The organism is Salipiger pentaromativorans, from assembly GCF_024721115.1.
In the GTDB taxonomy this organism is placed as follows: Bacteria; Pseudomonadota; Alphaproteobacteria; order Rhodobacterales; family Rhodobacteraceae; genus Salipiger; species Salipiger pentaromativorans.
Genome location: NZ_JAMDHK010000009.1, coordinates 110,920 through 127,587, shown reverse-complemented (window position 1 = coordinate 127,587; position 16,668 = coordinate 110,920). Strand labels below are relative to the sequence as shown.

The window sequence follows — 16,668 nt, the reverse complement described above, 5'->3', positions numbered from 1 at the left end:
CCGATCTTTGGTGCAACGCTCCCGCAGGGGGCAACCGGTGCGGCAACCGGGTTTCCGGACATAGAACTGACGGAAGCGGGAAACGACACGTTTCTGTTCTCCGCCTCCGCCGTTGTGGCGACCGAGGTCTCGTATAACCGAGACACAAGCCCCGCCTTCGGGAGGATGGGCGATCACGCCGGCCCCGGCGGGCTCGACGGCGCGGATCTCGCGTTGGCGGATCTTGCCGTGCACACCTGGCCGTCTGGCGCGCATTACGGCGAAGAGGCAGAGGCGGCGCAGGGCGGCGCGCCGCAGGGCGTTGCCGCCTGGGGCCTGATGACCGGCCCCGAGCTGCGCGACGCGGTGGCACAGGCCTCTTACGGCGACCTGCTGTTCACCGGGCGCCGGATGGGCGGGCTGTCGACGATGAAATGGGAGGGCGACGGCAGCGTGCGCAATCTGCGCAACGCGGCGGTCAGCCTTGGCCATTTCGTCACGCTCGAAATCGTCGAGGAATTCGAAGAGGACTTCCTGATCGGCGTCTCGGAAGCCGGCAAGCTGCTGCTCTCCTGGCGGCTTTCGCCAAGCGGCGAACTCTCCGAGATCGCCCGCATCGGCATTGAACAGGATCTGGGAATCGCCTCTTCCGGCGGTATGACCGTGACCGTGGTCAACGGGGTTCCCTATGTGATCCTCTCCGATGCCGACGGCACCTCGCTTAGCGCACTCACGCTCGGAGAGGACGGCAGTCTGAGCCCCGCCGATCATCTGCCCGGCGATAGCGATCTCGGACACGGCGAAACGGCCTCCGCCGACACCCCGCCGCCCGCTGTCGATACACCCGCCGTGCCAGAGCACAGCTCCGACGACCATGGCCCGGCGGCGGGCGCCTTCGGCAACGCCTCGGACGGGCAGGAGCGCGCGGAATCGGATCACATCCCGAATCTGGCGGGCGACGGGGGCGCGGCCCCCGTTCTCCCCCAACACGGACCCGACGCGCCGGACCCAACGCGCGGCCCCCTGTTCGACGCGCCGGAAAGCCCCACGCACACTGAGACGCCCGGCAGCCCCGAACAGCCCGACAATGGCCCTGAAAACCCGGCTGGCGGCCCGCAGGGCGCCACCGAGCTGCTGCTCCGGCTGGGTGCGACACCGCAGGCCGCCGACTCGCTGACGCTCGACAATCACGCGACGGCGCAGAGCCTGGACATGCTGTTCGATGAAGATGAGACCGACAGCTTTCAGTTCCGGACCCCGGACGAACGAACCGCCCTGCCGCCCGCGCCGGGGCTCTTGCAGCGTCTGGAAGACGGGCCGGGGATGGAGATTTTTGCCGAACTCACCGGAGATCTGAATGTCTGGACAGACGCTCCGGCGCCGGACGGCACGGATCCGATGCCGCACGACAGTGACCCCCATCCCGATTCTATCGGCGCAATACCGGATGCCGAGCTGTCTCTGCTGGACACCGGCCTGCCGGATGCAAGCGATCTGCCGTTCTGAGACCGGCAAGTCGCTGCCGGTCGCGGGGGCTGCAACCGCCCCCGCGACGCTAAATCAGCTCACATCCTTGTAGCTGATTTCCTTCACATCGCCGCCGGTCTTGCCCCGGCGCACATGCAGACGGTTGAGCGCGTTGACATAGGCGCGGGCAGAGGCGACCACCGTGTCGGTATCCGCCGACTGGCCGGTGGCGATCTTGCCGTCCTCTTCCAGACGCACGGAAACGGTGGCCTGCGCATCGGTGCCCTCGGTCACCGCGTTCACCTGATAAAGCTGAAGCCGCGCCTTGTTGGGATAGAGCTTGCGCACCGCCTTGAAGGTCGCATCCACCGGGCCGTCGCCGAATTCGTCGGCGCTCATCTCTGCGCCGCCGACTTCCATCTCAAGCACCGCCTCGGCCTGACCGGCCGTGCCGCAGATCACCTTGAGCGAGACGATCTCCAGGTGGTTCTCCTGCTCGTCGGCCATATGGGCGGTGACAAGCGCGAGGATGTCGTCGTCGAACACCTCTTTCTTGCGGTCGGCAAGATCCTTGAACCGCACGAAGATGTCCTTGAGCTGGTTGTCGCCCACATCGACACCGAGATCCTTGAGCTTGGCGCGCAGCGCGGCGCGGCCCGAATGCTTGCCGAGCGGCAGCGAGGTGCCCGCGATACCCACATCCTCGGGGCGCATGATCTCGAAGGTCTCGGCGTTCTTGAGCATCCCGTCCTGGTGGATGCCGCTCTCATGCGCAAAGGCGTTCTTGCCGACGATGGCCTTGTTGAACTGCACCGGGAAGCCCGACACCGTCGAGACGCGGCGCGAGATATGCATGATCTTCCTGGTGTCGATCTCGGTGTAGAAAGGCATGATGTCGCCGCGCGTCTTGAGCGCCATCACCACCTCTTCCAGCGCGGTGTTGCCCGCGCGCTCGCCCAGCCCGTTGATCGTGCATTCGATCTGCCGCGCGCCGCCCTCGACGGCGGCAAGCGCGTTGGCCGTCGCCATGCCGAGGTCGTTGTGGCAGTGGGTGGCGAAAATCACCTCGTCGGCGCCGGGCACCGTCTCGATCAGCCGCTTGATGAGGCTCGCGCTTTCGCGCGGCGCGGTATAGCCCACCGTGTCGGGGATGTTGATCGTGGTGGCGCCCGCCTTGATGGCGATCTCGACCACGCGGCAAAGGTAATCCCACTCGGTCCGCGTCGCATCCATCGGCGACCATTGCACGTTGTCGCAGAGGTTGCGCGCGTGGGTCACCGTTTCATGGATGCGGTCGGCCATCTCGTCCATGGTGAGGTTGGGAATGGCACGGTGCAGCGGCGAGGTGCCGATGAAGGTGTGGATACGCGGGCGCGGCGCGTGTTTCACCGCCTCCCAGCAGCGGTCGATATCGGGGAGCTGGGCGCGGGCGAGACCGCAGATCACCGTCTCCTTGCTGCGTTCGGCGATGTCCTTCACCGCCTTGAAATCGCCCTCGGAGGCGATGGGGAACCCGGCCTCGATGATATCGACGCCCATATCCTCGAGGAGCTCGGCGATTTCGAGCTTTTCGTCATGGGTCATGGTTGCGCCCGGCGATTGCTCGCCATCGCGAAGCGTCGTGTCGAAAATATACACGCGGTCTTTGGATTGGTCGGTCATGTCTCTGGAATCTCTGTAAGGTCTTCGTCCTGGGGTTTCGCCGGCGCGAAACGGTCCTCCTCTGAGCGGTCGCGCCGGGTCTGCGCGCTCAGAGGCGGATTAGGAGAAGAGACAGGCCAAGCGCAACCGGCGCGCCAGGGGCGCGGGCAAGGGGAGCGATATGGCCAAGGGTCATCATGCGGCGGACTATACGCCCAAAAAGGTAAATGAAAACCCGCAAAATGCGCGATTTCCCGCAGAAAAACTCGCTGCAACGCAGCGTTCCGGAAAGGGGGGTTGAGCGCCCCGCTGCCTGATCCATATTGAACCAGAGGTTTCGGGGAGCAGGGAGAGCGGGCGATGTTCGCGCGGGTATTACGGGCTGTCGTTTTGGTGACCATCGCTCCGCTCATGGCGATGGCCGAGGGCCGCGACGAGGCCGATGTCTATGTCTTCGGCAACAGCCTGGTGCATTATCTCGGCGAACAGCCGCAATCCAACGTTCCGCACTGGATGAACGAAATGGCCCGTGCCGACGGGCGACGGCTGGCGCTGGACGGGCAGTGGGGGTTTCTGCGCGGCTTCGCCGAAAGCCTGCCGCCGGCGCCCAACTGGTCGTTCGACGGGGTGACCAGCCTGTGGGATCCCGGACGCGGCAGCTTTGCCGATGCCGGGTTCGACGCGGTTCTGATCACGCCCGCGAATTTCATCCAGTACCAGCCCCCCGAAGCGCCCTATGAGGGCGACAACCCCTCGGGCGCCAGCCCGCTGAGCGCCACGCTGACGGTGGTCGACTGGCTCCGGGGCCGCATCCCCGAAACCCCGGTCTATCTTTACGAAGGCTGGGCGGACATGTCGGGCGTCGCGGGCCGCTTTCCGCCATCGAACCGTGCGCTGCGGCGCTATCACGATTACAATCTCGGCGACTACCACGATTGGTACGAAACGCTTCTGGCCGATCTCCGCGCCGAACGGCCGGACACCGACCTGCGCCTGATCCCCGTCGCGCGGCTGCTCTCGTCGCTGCTGGGCGAGGGCGGGCTGCTCGAGGAGGTGCCGGTCGAGGCGCTTTATGTCGACCCCGATCCGCATGGCACACCCACGCTCTATTTCCTCGCGGCGATGATCACCTATGCCGCGCTTTACGAGGCGCCGCCGCCTGCCGGCTACACACCCCCGGCAACGCTGCACCCCGAGGTGGTCGCCGCCTATCCCGAACTGGCCGCCTGGGTCTGGCAAGAGATCTCGGCCACCGAGAGCCTCAGGAGCACCGCCACCGCAGCGCCTGCCGCTGCGGCCCCCATCCAGACCGCCGCAGCACCGACCCCCGAAACCCTCGCCGACGCGCCGCTTCCGGCCCGGGGCGAGGTCTCTCTTCCCGCGCCCGGCGCGCGGCCGCAGGGCCTGCCCGCGCTCGGCATGGGCCTGAACGGGATCGCCGACTGGTCCACTCAGCAACCCTTCATCGACCTGATGAAGACCGCACGCGAATGGATCGGGCATCTGCCCGGCCAGTGGGGCGGGGTCAGCGCCGACGAGCTGCGCGCCGAAGGCGTGCTGGACGACAATGGCTGGCCGCTGCGCCTCCCCGAGCGGGTGGAACGGCTCGAGGCGCTGCTGCTGACCGACCAGCCCGAAGCGGCCGAACATCTGCGCGGCACCTATCTGGTTCTCTATGACGGTCAGGGCAAGCTGGAACTGACCGGCCGCGCGCGGCGGGTGCTCTATGACGAGGGCGAGGCGCAGTTCTCCTACAGCCCCGGCGAGGGCGCGGTGGGCATCTCGATCAGCGCCACCGATCCGGCAGACCCGATCCGCAACATAAGGGTGATCCGCGAGGACCAGCGCGATCTCTACGAGGCCGGCGTGCTGTTCAACCCCCTGTGGATCGACCGCATTCACGATCTCCGCAGCGTGCGCTTCATGGACTGGATGATGACCAACGGGTCTCCGGTGCAAAGCTGGGCCGACCGGCCCCGGGTCTCCGATTACACCTGGTCGGCCTGGGGCGTGCCACTGGAGGTGATGATCGCGCTGGCCAATCAGATCGGCGCCGATCCCTGGTTCAACATGCCCCATATGGCCAATGACGCCTATGTCCGGTCCTTCGCGGAAACGGTGAAGGCGGGGCTCGATCCCCGGCTCAAGGCCTATGTGGAATATTCCAACGAGGTCTGGAACCACATCTTCCCCCAGGCCGGCTGGGCCGAAACCCAGGCCGATGCGCTCTGGGGCCGGTCGGAAACCGGCTGGATGCAATATTACGGGCTGCGCGCGGCGCAGATGATGCGGATCTGGTCGGATGTGTTCGGAGCCGAGATCGACGACCGGCTGGTCCGGGTCATGGCCACGCATACCGGCTGGCCCGGGCTCGAGGAAAACGTGCTTGTCGCCCCCCTCGCCTATCTTCAGCTCGGCCATCCGCCGCAAGAGGATTTCGATGCCTATGCGGTCGCCGCCTATTTCGGCTACGAGCTGGGCGGCGAGGAGATGGCGGCGCAGATGGACAACTGGCTGGCCCGCTCCGAGGCGCAGGCCGTGGCCGAGGGCGAGGCCGAGGGTCTGCGCCGGGTGGCGCTGCGGGAATTCGTGAAAGGACGCCGCTACGAGGCGGCGGTGGCCCCGGTCGCGCTGGCGCTCCAGGAAGGCTCGCTGAAAGAGCTGATCGAAGAGGTACTGCCCTATCATGCCGGCGCCGCCGAGGCGGCGGGGCTGCACCTGGTGATGTATGAGGGCGGCACCCATGTGACCGCGCAGGCCGCCCGGGTCGAGGACGAGCGGCTGACCGGCTTCTTCGAATATTTCAACTACACGCCGGAGATGGCCAAGCTCTACGAAGAACTGCTGACCGGCTGGGTCTCGGCCGGGGGCACGCTGTTCAACGCCTTTGTCGATGTCGCCCCCGCGTCGAAATGGGGAAGCTGGGGGGCGCTGCGCCATCTCGAGGACGCGAACCCGCGCTGGGACATGCTGATGGCCTACAACGCTTCCGGCCCCTCGGACTGGGAAACCCGTGACCCCGCCGCCTTTGCCGATGGGCTGCTGCGCCGCGGTGAGGCCGGAGCCGACCGGCTCGAAGGCACGGCACAGGCCGACATTCTGCTGGGCGGGGCCGGCAACGACCTGCTGATTCCGGGCGGCGGGCAGGATCACCTGCATGGCGGGCCGGGACAGGACCGCGCGCTGCTGCCGGGATCGCAGGACGGCTACAGCTTCACGCGCGACGGCGCGCGGCTTGTCGCCAAAGGGCCGGCAGGCACGGTGACCATGGTCTCGGTCGAACAACTGAGCTTCGAGGCCGCGCCCGACACCGAGATCGCGACTGCGGGGCTCTGATCGCCGCTAGCCCTGCGCCCGCGTCGCCAGGATTTCCTCCACCAGCGTCTCGGCGCCGAGGCTGGCGCGGAAATGCGCCTCCACATGCGCCCGCCCGGCGGCGCTGAGCCGCTGCGCGCTCTCGGGGTTCTGCGCCAGTTCGCGGATCGCGCGGGCCAGCGCGGTCGGGTCCTTGGGCGGCACCAGCTTGCCCGTCACCCCGTCCTCGATCAGCTCGCGCACCCCGCCCGCATCGGTGCCGATGGTCGGCACCCCGCAGGACATCGCCTCCATATAGGCAACGCCCAGCGGTTCGTGCCACGAGGCCAGAACGAAGACATGGCTCTCGATCAGCTTGTCCTTGACCGCGCCCGCGTCGATCGCGCCCAGCAGCTTCACATGATCCTGCAAGCGCAGCTTGCGCAGATGCGCCTCCAGTTCCTTGCGGAACCCCTCGCCACCGGCATCGTCCTCGCCCGCGATCTCGAGCCGCACATCCACGCCCTGATCCAGAAGCTGCCGAACCGCCGACATCAGGTCCTGATGCCCCTTCACCACGTTCAGCCGCCCGCAGGAGAACAGCTTGATCGGGCGGCCCTTCTCGGGCGGCTGATACGGCGTGTCGCGGCACAGCACGCGGGTGTCCACCCCCATCGGCCGGATCGCCAGCCGCTCGGGCAGCGCGTCGGGCAACTCGTCCTGCATTTCCCCCAGCAGCTTGTGGGTGATGATGGTCGCAAAGGCCGCGCCGCGCCATTTGAACCGCTGGCCCGGACCGTAATCCGACAGCGGCCCGTGCAGGGTCAGCGAATAGCTCGGCCCGCCCATCTTCTGCGCCAGCGCCGCGATCAGCGCCGCACGGCCGCAAGAATGCACATGCACATGATCCAGCTCATGCTGCGCAGCATAGCGCAGCAAGGACTGCGCCGCCGAAAGCGTCACCGCCACATCCTTGGCAAAGCCGGCGCCCTCCTGCGCGACCCATCCGGCCAGCCCCCTGGGCAGCAGCGCACAAAGTGCCCGGGCCGCCGCAACCGGTTCGAGCCGGCCCAGATAGGTCGTCCGCGCGATGGCCTCCTGCGACCAGTCGTGCGAGATCAGCCCCGAGGGCGGCATCCGCGTCGACAGCAGATGCACCTCGTGGCCCATCTCCTCCAGCACCTGTACCTCGCGCCAGAAAAAAATATGGGTCTGCCCCGGGAATTGGGGCACCAGATACCCGATCCGCAATCGCTGCGACACGCGTTCCCCCGCTCTCAGGCTTGTTCCGGACAAATTTGTCCGGAAATTACGACAACTTCTATTCGATTTCTTTTTTTGGCCACAGTTTGATGGCAGGCCCGTCACATCTATGGCCAGGAAATAGTGCATGTGTGACCGCTTGGGTACGGATAATGACGGATAATCGAAAAACTGCCGGAACACCCGCGGTTTCGGTGATCCTACCGGCGAGTAATGAGGCAGCGCTGATTGCGCAATGCCTGAGGGCGCTCTGCGCATCGCACTGGTCCGATACCGCCCCGGTCGAGGTGATCGTGATCGCCAACGGCTGCCGCGACGACACCGCCGAACGGGCCCGCGCCGAAGCGCCGGCCTTTGCTGCGCGCGGCTGGGCCCTCACGGTGATCGAGCGTGCCGAAGGCGGCAAGCTCGCCGCGCTGAACGCCGGCGACGCCGCCGCACGCGGGGCGATCCGCATCTATCTCGATGCCGACGTGACCGTGAGCCCGGAACTTCTGGCACAGATTCGCGATACCCTCTCCACCGAGGCGCCCCGCTATGCCAGCGGCCGGGTCAACATCACCGCCCGCGGCTGGATCTCGCGCGCTTATGCCCGCATCTGGCGGCAGGTGCCCTTCATGGCGCAAGGCGTGCCGGGCTGCGGCGTCTTTGCCGTGAACGCCAGCGGCCGCGCCCGCTGGGCGCGTTTCCCCGACATCATCTCGGACGACACATTCGTGCGCCTCAGCTTCACCCCCGACGAGCGTATCTCTGTCCCCGCCTCTTACGACTGGCCCATCGCCGAAGGGTTCGGAAACCTGGTGCGGGTGCGGCGACGGCAGGATGCCGGCGTGACCCAGATCGAAGCGCGCTATGCCGCGCTTTTGCAGAACGACGACAAGGCCCCCTTCCCGACCGCCCGCAAGCTCGCCATGGCCCTGCGCGATCCGCTGGGCTTTGCGGTCTATGCCGGCGTGGCGCTGGCGGTCCGGCTGCGCCCGGCAGCAAGCGGATGGAGCCGCGGACGATGAGCATGACATTCTGGCACCGGGTGCAGGGCAGTTCGCTCACCGCGCGCGCGCTGCGGTCGTCGCTGCTGACCGTCGGCGGCTTTGGCTTCAGCCAGGTGCTGCGGCTGGCATCGAACCTGATCCTGACGCGATTGCTGTTCCCCGAGGCTTTCGGCCTGATGGCGCTGGTCTCGGTCTTCATGATGGGGCTGCAACAGTTTTCCGACGTCGGCGTCACCCCCGCGATCCTGCAAAGCAAGCGCGGCGACGAACGCGATTTTCTCAACACGGCCTGGACCATACAGGTGCTGCGCGGCGCCGGGCTCTGGCTGGTCGCCTGCGGGCTGGCCTGGCCCATGGCCTGGTTCTATGACGAGCCGCAGCTGTTGCAGATCCTGCCGGTGGCCGGGCTGGCGCTGCTCATCCTCGGGTTCCGCCCCACCCGCATGGACACGGCGAACCGCCATCTGCTGCTGGGCCGGGTGACGCTTCTGGAATTCGTCACCCAGGTCGTCGGGCTGCTGACCGCGATCCTGCTTGCCTGGCTCACCGGTTCGGTCTGGGCGCTGGTGCTGAGCGGCATCTTCAGCAGCGTCGTCGAGGTGATCATCAACTGGCTCTTCCTGCCGGGCGAACGCAACCGGTTCCGCTGGGAAAAAGCCGCCGCCGACGAGTTGGTGAATTTCGGAAAGTGGATCTTTCTGTCGACCGTCTGCGGTTTCTTCTTCAGCCAGAGCGACAAGCTCCTGATCGGCAAATACCTCTCGCTCGATCACTTCGGGGTCTACAATATCGGCTATTTCCTGGCCTCCTTCCCGATGCTTCTGGGCGGCATGGTCACGCGCAAGATCCTCATCCCGATCTATCGCGAGACCCCGCCGACCCAAAGCCGCGAAAATTTCCTGCGCCTGCGCAAGATGCGCTTCGCCGTCACCGCGATGCTGATCCTGATGGTCGGCGGCTTCGCCATGCTGGGCGGCTGGATCGTCGATCTGCTTTACGATCCGCGCTACGCGGCGGCCGGGGCGGTGGCGGTGATCGTCGCCTGCATGCAGATGCCGCAGATCATCGTGCAGACCTACGATCAGGCGGCGCTTGCAGCGGGCGACAGCCGCAGCTTCTTTGTCCTCGCGCTGGCGCGCGCGGTGCTGATGATCGGCTGCATCCTTGCCGGGCTCGAGATGGCCGGGCTGATCGGCGCGCTGCTCGGCATGGGCACGGCCTTTCTGCTGGCCTATCCGGTGGTGGTCTGGCTGGCGCGGCGCATGGGGGCATGGGATCCGCTGCATGACGCGGTTTTCGCGGTGATCGGATTCGGCCTCGCGGCGCTGGCGGCAACCATCAACTGGCCCGGAATTGTGGCACTGGCCAGCGTGGGCGGATAAACGCCACCGGTTCCATATTGGCAACAATTCCCCTTGTTTGCGACACTGTCCCCCAGTGCATAACAAGCCATGGGCGCAAGCCGATGAATCGTGGCGATCTCGGGGTGGATACCTAAAAAGCGCCGCATTTTCTCCCCATTCCTCCTTTACCGGAAGGGACAGGTCACATGTGACGGGGTATCAGGTCATGAGCGCAGAAACGCAGCAGCAAACGGGCGAAAACGACATCGCCATCGTCGGCATGGCGGCGCATCTTCCGGGTGCGGACAGCATTCTGCGCTATTGGGAAAACCTGCGCGCGGGCCGCAGCGCCATCCGCCGGCTGTCGGAGGAGGAGCTGCTGGCAGCGGGCGAGGATCCCGGCCTGATCCGCCACAAGGATTACGTGCCCTTCGCCGCGCCGCTCGATGATTTCGAGATGTTCGATGCCGAGTTCTTCGGGTTCTCGCCCAAGGAAGCGGCGATCATGGATCCGCAGCACCGGCAGTTCCTGGAAACCGCCTGGGAAGCGCTGGAGAACGCCGGCCACGTACCCGAGACTTTCGACGGTCAGGTCGGCGTGTTCGCGGGCTGCGGCATGGGCAGCTATTTCTATTTCAACGTCTGTTCGAACCCGGATCTGGTCGAGAACACCGGCATGTTCCTGCTGCGCCACACCGGCAATGACAAGGATTTCATGACCACCCGGCTGAGCCATGTGCTCGACCTGCACGGGCCCTCGATCAACCTGCAAACCGCCTGCTCGACCTCGCTGGTGGCCACCCATTACGCCGCGCAGGCGCTGCTCAACGGCGAATGCGACATGGCGATCGCCGGGGGCGTGACCATCGAGCTGCCGCAGGGCCGTGGCTACCTCTACAAGGAAAACGAGATCCTCTCGCCGGACGGCGAATGCCATGCCTTCGACCACCGCGCCCAGGGCACGGTGTTCGGCTCGGGCGCGGGGGTCGTGGTGCTGCGCCGGCTGGCGGATGCCATCGCCGACGGCGACCATATCTATGCGGTGATCAAGGGATCGGCCGTCAACAACGATGGCGCGCAAAAGGCCGGCTATCTGGCGCCCTCCGTGGACGGTCAGGCTCAGGCGATCGCCGAAGCGCAGGCGGTGGCGGGGATCGACTCGGATACGGTGGATTATGTGGAATGCCACGGCACCGGCACCTATCTGGGCGACCCGATCGAGGTCGCCGCGCTGACCCAGGCTTTCCGCGAAACCGCAGAGGCCACGGGCCATTGCCGCATCGGATCGGTGAAAACCAATATCGGCCACCTCGATACGGCGGCAGGGGTCGCCGGGCTGATCAAGACCTCGCTGGCGCTGCACGAGGGCGAGATTCCGCCCTCGCTGGGCTATGAGGCGCCGAACCCGGCGATTGATTTCGACACCTCGCCCTTCATGGTTAACGACAGCCTCACCCCCTGGCCGCAGACCGGTCGTCCGCGCCGCGCCGGGGTCAACGCGCTTGGCGTCGGCGGGACCAACGCGCATGTGGTGCTGGAAGAGGCGCCCGCGCGCGCGCCCTCGGGCGAAAGCGACTGGCCGTTCCAGATCCTGACCCTTTCCGCCCGCAGCAAGGCGGCGCTGGACGAGGGCGCAAAGCGCCTTGCCGCGCATCTGCGCGCGCATCCCGAGCAGCCGCTCGCCGATGTTGCCTGGACGCTGAAAGAAGGCCGCCGCGCCTTTGAAAAGCGCCGTATCGTGGTGGCCGAAAACCATGAGGAGGCCGCCCGGCTGCTGGAGGAGGACGCGCCGCGCCGGGTGCATTCCCACAGCGCGCTGGACCGGCCCGAGACCGTCTTCATGTTCCCCGGCGGCGGCGCGCAATATGCGGGCATGGCGCATGATCTCTACGAGACCGAGCCGGTCTTCGCCGAATGGATGGACCGCGGCCTCGACGCGCTGGCCGAGATCTCCGACCACGACATCCGCGCGCTGTGGCTGCCGGAAGACGGCGCCCGCGAAGACGCGGACGCCGCGCTGACCCGCCCCTCGCTGCAACTGCCGCTGATCATGATCACCGAATACGCGCTGGCCCAGCTCTGGATGAGTTGGGGCGTGACGCCCGCGGCGTTGGCCGGCCATTCCATGGGCGAGAACACCGCCGCCTGCCTGGCCGGCGTGATGAGCTTCGAGGATTGCATCGGCCTCGTGCATCTGCGCGGTCGGCTCTTCGACAGCGTGCCCGCCGGCGGCATGCTCTCGGTCAATCTCACGGCCGAGGCGCTGCAACCCTATCTCGGCGAAGATCTCGACCTCGGCGCCGTCAACGCGCCTGAGCTGACCGTGGCCTCCGGCCCGCAGGCGGCGCTCGATGCGCTGGAAGCCCGGCTCAAATCCGAAAGCATCGACTGCCAGCGCATCCAGATCGACATCGCCGCGCACAGCCGGATGCTGGAGCCGATCCTCGATCAGTTCCGCGCCTATCTGCGCTCTATCGACCTCTTCCCCCCGCAGATCCCGCTGACCTCGAACCGCACCGGCCAGCTCATGACGCCGGAACAGGCGACCTCGCCCGATTACTGGGTCGAGCATCTGCGCGGCACCGTGTTTTTCGCCGACTGCATCGGCACTCTGGCCCAGCCGAACCGCATCTTCCTCGAAGTCGGCCCCGGCAAGGCGCTGTCCGCACTTGCCCGCCAGCATCCCGACGTCCCCGGTCAGCAGGTCCTGTCCTCGCTGCGCCACCGCGACGATGCCATCGCCGACGACAAGCACATGTTCGAGGTTCTGGGCCGTCTCTGGGCGCTCGGCGCGCCGATCGACTGGAGCCAGATCTGGGGCGAGGCGCGCCGCAATCGCGTGGTGCTGCCCTCTTACGCCTTCCAGCGCGCGCCCTATTTCATCGCCCCCGGCAAGCGCCAGTCCGACACCGCGCCGCAATATCTGATGCGCAGCGACGATGTGGCGGAATGGGGCTGGAAGCCGGTCTGGCGCCCGCGCGCGGCCGAGGTCGAGGTCGATGTGGCCGAAGGGCTCGCCGATGCCGATCCGCAATGCTGGCTGATCTTCATGGACGAGGCCGGGCTCGCCGCCCGCGCCGCCGCGAAGCTGAAAGCGGCCGGTCATACCGTCGTCGAGGTGCGCCCGGGCGACAGCTTTACCCGGCTGTCCGACACCTCTTACCTGCTGGCCTCCGAACGCGGCCGCGAAGGCTATGACCTGCTGGTGCAGGATCTGGCGCTGCGCGGCCATGTGCCTACGCGCATCGCGCATTTCTGGATGGTCACCGAAGGCGAGCATCACCGCCCCGGCTCCAGCTTCTTCCACCGGGTGCAGGAACAGGGCTTTTATTCTCTGCTCTTTCTCGCCCAGGCCGTGGCCGAGGAAAACCTGCCACGCCCGCTGCATCTGACCGTGGTGACAAACGGCGCCGCCCGCCTGCGCGACGAGGCGCTGCCCTATCCTTCCAAGGCGACCGTCGCCGGCCCCGCCCGCGTGATCCCGCGCGAATTGCCGGGGGTCAGCGTCTCGACGCTCGATCTGACGCTGCCCGAAACCGCCCAGACCGGGCTCTTCGGCGGCCGCAAGGCGCAGGCCGCCCGCGACGCAGCCCTCGAGACGCTGACCCTGCAAGTGCTCGAAGAGCTGCTCTCCGAACCGGCCAATGCCATCGCGGCGCTGCGCGGGGCGCGGCGCTTCGAATGCGCCATGAAACCGGTGGCACTGCCCGAGGCCGCGCCGGTCGCCGCCGAAGGCGGCACCTATCTCATCACCGGCGGCTTCGGCGGGATCGGCCTGACTCTGGCGCAGGATTTCGCCGCCAGGGGCGCCAATCTGGTGCTGGTCGCGCGGCACGATCTGCCCGAGCGCGCGCAATGGCCCGACTATCTGGCCCGGCACGCCCCGCAGGACCGCACCGCCCGCCGCATCCGCGCCGTTCAGGCGCTGGAAGAGACCGGCGCCCAGGTGACGATCGCCGCCGTCGATGTCTGCAACCTCACCCAGATGCAGCGCGTCAAGGAGGCCGCCGAAGAGCGCTTCGGCCGGATTTCCGGTGTCATCCACGGCGCCGGCGTAATCGCCGACGGCCCGCTGATGACCAAGAGCCCCTCCTCCGTCGAGGACGTGTTCACGCCCAAGATCCACGGCACGCAGGTGCTGGGCGAGGTCTTCCCCGATGGCAGCACCGACTGGATCGTGCTCTTCGCTTCCTCCTCCACCGTGACCGCCCCGGCGGGTCAGGTGGATTACGTCGCCGCCAACGAATATCTCAACGCCTTCGCGCAGGCCCGCGCGGGCGGCAAGACCCGCGTCGTCGCGATCAACTGGGGCATCTGGAACGAGGTCGGCATGGCCGCCGAAGCGGTGGCCGCGCGCCGAGGTGAGATACCCAAAGCGCCGGTGGAGCCCGCGGGCGTGCCGATGCTCGACCAAAAGACCTTTGACGCGCAGGGCAACCGGCTCTTTACCGCGCGCTACTCGGCGGCGGATTGGTTCATCGACGAACACCGCACCAAATCCGGCGACGCGCTGCTGCCGGGCACCGGCTATCTGACGCTGGCCGCCGAAGCACTGAAGGCGCAGAACGAGCCCGGCGGCTTCGAGATCCGCGACCTGACCTTCCTGCGCCCGCTGCGCGTGGCCGATGGCGGCGCCCGCGACGTGCGGCTGCGGTTGACCCGGCGCGACGAGGGCTATGGGTTCGAGATGCTCGCCGACGCGACGCTGGGCGGCAAGCGCGGCTTTGCGCTGACCGCACAGGCAACGCTGGCGCTGGTCCCCATGCGGCGCCCGGCGCCGCTGGACCTGGCCGCGATCCGCGCCCGCTGCGGCAACCCGGTCGAGGCCGCCGCCGGCGGCAAGCTCGCCGCCGCGCAGGAGGTGCAGCTCGCGTTCGGGCCGCGCTGGAAAGTGCTCGACAGCCGCGCGCTGGGACAGGGCGAGGGCATCGCCGATCTGTCGCTGGCGGCCAGCGCCCGCGCCGATGGCTGCCTGCTGCACCCCGCGCTGATGGACATCGCCACCGGCTGGGCCATGGAGCTGATCGAGGGCTATCAGCCCACCCATCTCTGGGTGCCCGTCTCCTATTCCCGCGTGCGGGTGCACGCCCCGCTGACCGATCACGTGGTGAGCTGGGTGCGCAACGCCGCGCAGAACCGCGCCGATGCGGAGACGGCGAGCTTCGACATCACGCTCTGTGCCCCCGATGGCATGGTGCTGGTCGAGATCTCGGGCTTCACCATCCACAAGCTGGCGCAGGCGGACATCCTGCATGCCGCGCCGCGCCTCACCGCCGCCGAGCTGGAAACCGACGCGCCGCAGGATGCCGCGCAGCCGCTCTCGCCCGCCGAAGAGCGCCTCGCGCATAATCTCAGCCAGGGCATCCTGCCCGCCGAGGGCGTGAGCGCCTTTGCCCGCACGCTGGCGTTCGACGTGCCTCAGGTGGTGATCTCGTCGATGGATCTCGATCAGCTCACCCGCCAGACGGCCGCCTCGACCGAGGACAGGGGCGAGATCCAGAAATTCGACCGCCCGCAGCTCGAAGGCGATTACGTCGCCCCCGAGAACGACATCGAACGCACGCTGGTCGGCTTCTGGGAGGATCTTCTGGGCGTGCAGAACGTCGGCGTCGAAGACAGTTTCTTCGATCTCGGCGGGCACAGCCTCATCGCGGTACGGCTCTTTGCCATGGTCAAGAAAGCCTGGCGCATCGAGTTCCCGATCTCGGTGCTGTTCGAGGCGCCGACGATCCGCAAATGCGCCGCGCTGATTGCCGAACAGACCGGCATCGCCACCGAGGGCGCCGTCCCCGAAGGCCAGCCCAAGGCCCCCGAGCGCCGCTTCAAGCATCTGGTCGCCATGCATGATGGCGAAGGCGGGCCGCGCACGCCCTTCTTCCTGGTGGCCGGCATGTTCGGCAACGTGCTGAACCTGCGCCATCTGGCGCATCTCCTGGGCGCGGACCGGCCCTTCTACGGGCTTCAGGCCAAGGGGCTTTATGGCGGCGAAGACCCGCATCAGAGCATCCAGGACGCCGCGCGCGACTATATCGCAGAGATGCGGCAGGTGCAGCCGGAAGGCCCCTATATGGTCGGCGGCTTCTCGGGCGGCGGCATCACCGCCTTCGAGATCGCCCGGCAGCTCGAGGTTGCCGGCGAAGAGGTGGCGCTGTGCGTGCTGCTCGACACGCCGCTGCCCGCGCGCCGGCCGCTGTCGCGCAAGGACCGTCTGCTGATCCAGATGCAGGAGCTGAAGGCCAAGGGGCTGTTCTATCCGGTGATCTGGGCGCGCAACCGGCTCCGCTGGGAGATTGCCAAGCGTCAGGCCAAGGACACGACCGAGGCGCAGCACAGCTTCCACAACGCCGAGATCGAGGCGGCCTTCCTGAGCGCCGTGGCGCAGTATCAGGTGCAGCCCTGGGACGGACGGCTGGTGCTCTACCGCCCGCCGCTGGTCGGCAAATGGCAGGTTTCGGGCGGCCGCATGGTCAACTCCGAACGCGCCTATGTGATGAACGATAACGACTGGGGCCAATATGTGCCGCATGTCGAGGTGCATGAGGTGCCGGGCGATCACGACTCCATGGTGCTGGAACCCAATGTGCGGGTGCTGGCCGGCCTGATGCGCGAGGCGATCACCGGCGCCGAGGCGCAGATGCGCGGTGCGCAGGTGGTCGAATTCCCCGGCAGCCGGGCAGCGGAGTGAGACA

7 protein-coding genes are annotated in these 16,668 nt (G+C 67.2%); 5 read left to right on the top strand and 2 right to left on the bottom strand.

What is annotated here, in order from left to right; translation table 11 throughout:
- Window positions 1-165: 165 nt before the first annotated feature.
- On the top strand, window positions 166-1,485 hold the full coding sequence (locus M4578_RS14815; RefSeq protein ID WP_258094065.1) for an ICP22 family protein: 1,320 nt from the start codon (window positions 166-168) through the stop codon (window positions 1,483-1,485).
- Window positions 1,486-1,539: 54 nt separating this feature from the next.
- Here M4578_RS14815 and M4578_RS14810 read toward each other — a convergent pair whose 3' ends face one another.
- A complete protein-coding gene (locus M4578_RS14810; RefSeq protein ID WP_258094064.1) occupies window positions 1,540-3,108 on the bottom strand; it encodes a 2-isopropylmalate synthase in 1,569 nt (522 codons plus the stop codon).
- 339 nt (window positions 3,109-3,447) lie between these two features.
- On the opposite strand from M4578_RS14810, the gene M4578_RS14805 reads away from it, so the two are divergent.
- Window positions 3,448-6,423 carry a calcium-binding protein gene (locus M4578_RS14805; RefSeq protein WP_258094063.1) on the top strand — a complete coding sequence of 992 codons (2,976 nt, stop codon included), beginning with the start codon at window positions 3,448-3,450 and terminating at the stop codon, window positions 6,421-6,423.
- A gap of 6 nt (window positions 6,424-6,429) precedes the next feature.
- Here M4578_RS14805 and epsE read toward each other — a convergent pair whose 3' ends face one another.
- A complete protein-coding gene (gene epsE / locus M4578_RS14800) occupies window positions 6,430-7,644 on the bottom strand; it encodes an exopolysaccharide biosynthesis GT4 family glycosyltransferase EpsE (protein ID WP_258094062.1) in 1,215 nt (404 codons plus the stop codon).
- Window positions 7,645-7,796: 152 nt separating this feature from the next.
- Between epsE and M4578_RS14795 the strand changes: the two genes are divergently transcribed.
- From M4578_RS14795 to M4578_RS14785, 3 genes are all read left to right on the top strand, one after another.
- Window positions 7,797-8,654 carry a glycosyltransferase family 2 protein gene (locus M4578_RS14795; RefSeq protein WP_258094061.1) on the top strand — a complete coding sequence of 286 codons (858 nt, stop codon included), beginning with the start codon at window positions 7,797-7,799 and terminating at the stop codon, window positions 8,652-8,654.
- Window positions 8,651-10,018: an oligosaccharide flippase family protein gene (locus tag M4578_RS14790; protein WP_258094060.1), complete on the top strand. Its 1,368-nt coding sequence runs from the start codon at window positions 8,651-8,653 to the stop codon at window positions 10,016-10,018. Before M4578_RS14795 ends, M4578_RS14790 begins: the two co-directional genes overlap by 4 nt.
- Window positions 10,019-10,205: 187 nt before the next feature.
- On the top strand, window positions 10,206-16,664 hold the full coding sequence (locus M4578_RS14785; RefSeq protein ID WP_258094059.1) for a type I polyketide synthase: 6,459 nt from the start codon (window positions 10,206-10,208) through the stop codon (window positions 16,662-16,664).
- Window positions 16,665-16,668: the final 4 nt, after the last annotated feature.

What these genes read in the sequence shown, in the direction of transcription:
- M4578_RS14815 (WP_258094065.1), top strand. Translation starts at nt 166, where the DNA reads ATGGGCGATCACGCCGGCCCCGGCGGGCTCGACGGCGCGGATCTCGCG.
- M4578_RS14810 (WP_258094064.1), bottom strand. Translation starts at nt 3,108, where the DNA reads ATGACCGACCAATCCAAAGACCGCGTGTATATTTTCGACACGACGCTT.
- M4578_RS14805 (WP_258094063.1), top strand. Translation starts at nt 3,448, where the DNA reads ATGTTCGCGCGGGTATTACGGGCTGTCGTTTTGGTGACCATCGCTCCG.
- M4578_RS14795 (WP_258094061.1), top strand. Translation starts at nt 7,797, where the DNA reads ATGACGGATAATCGAAAAACTGCCGGAACACCCGCGGTTTCGGTGATC.
- M4578_RS14790 (WP_258094060.1), top strand. Translation starts at nt 8,651, where the DNA reads ATGAGCATGACATTCTGGCACCGGGTGCAGGGCAGTTCGCTCACCGCG.
- M4578_RS14785 (WP_258094059.1), top strand. Translation starts at nt 10,206, where the DNA reads ATGAGCGCAGAAACGCAGCAGCAAACGGGCGAAAACGACATCGCCATC.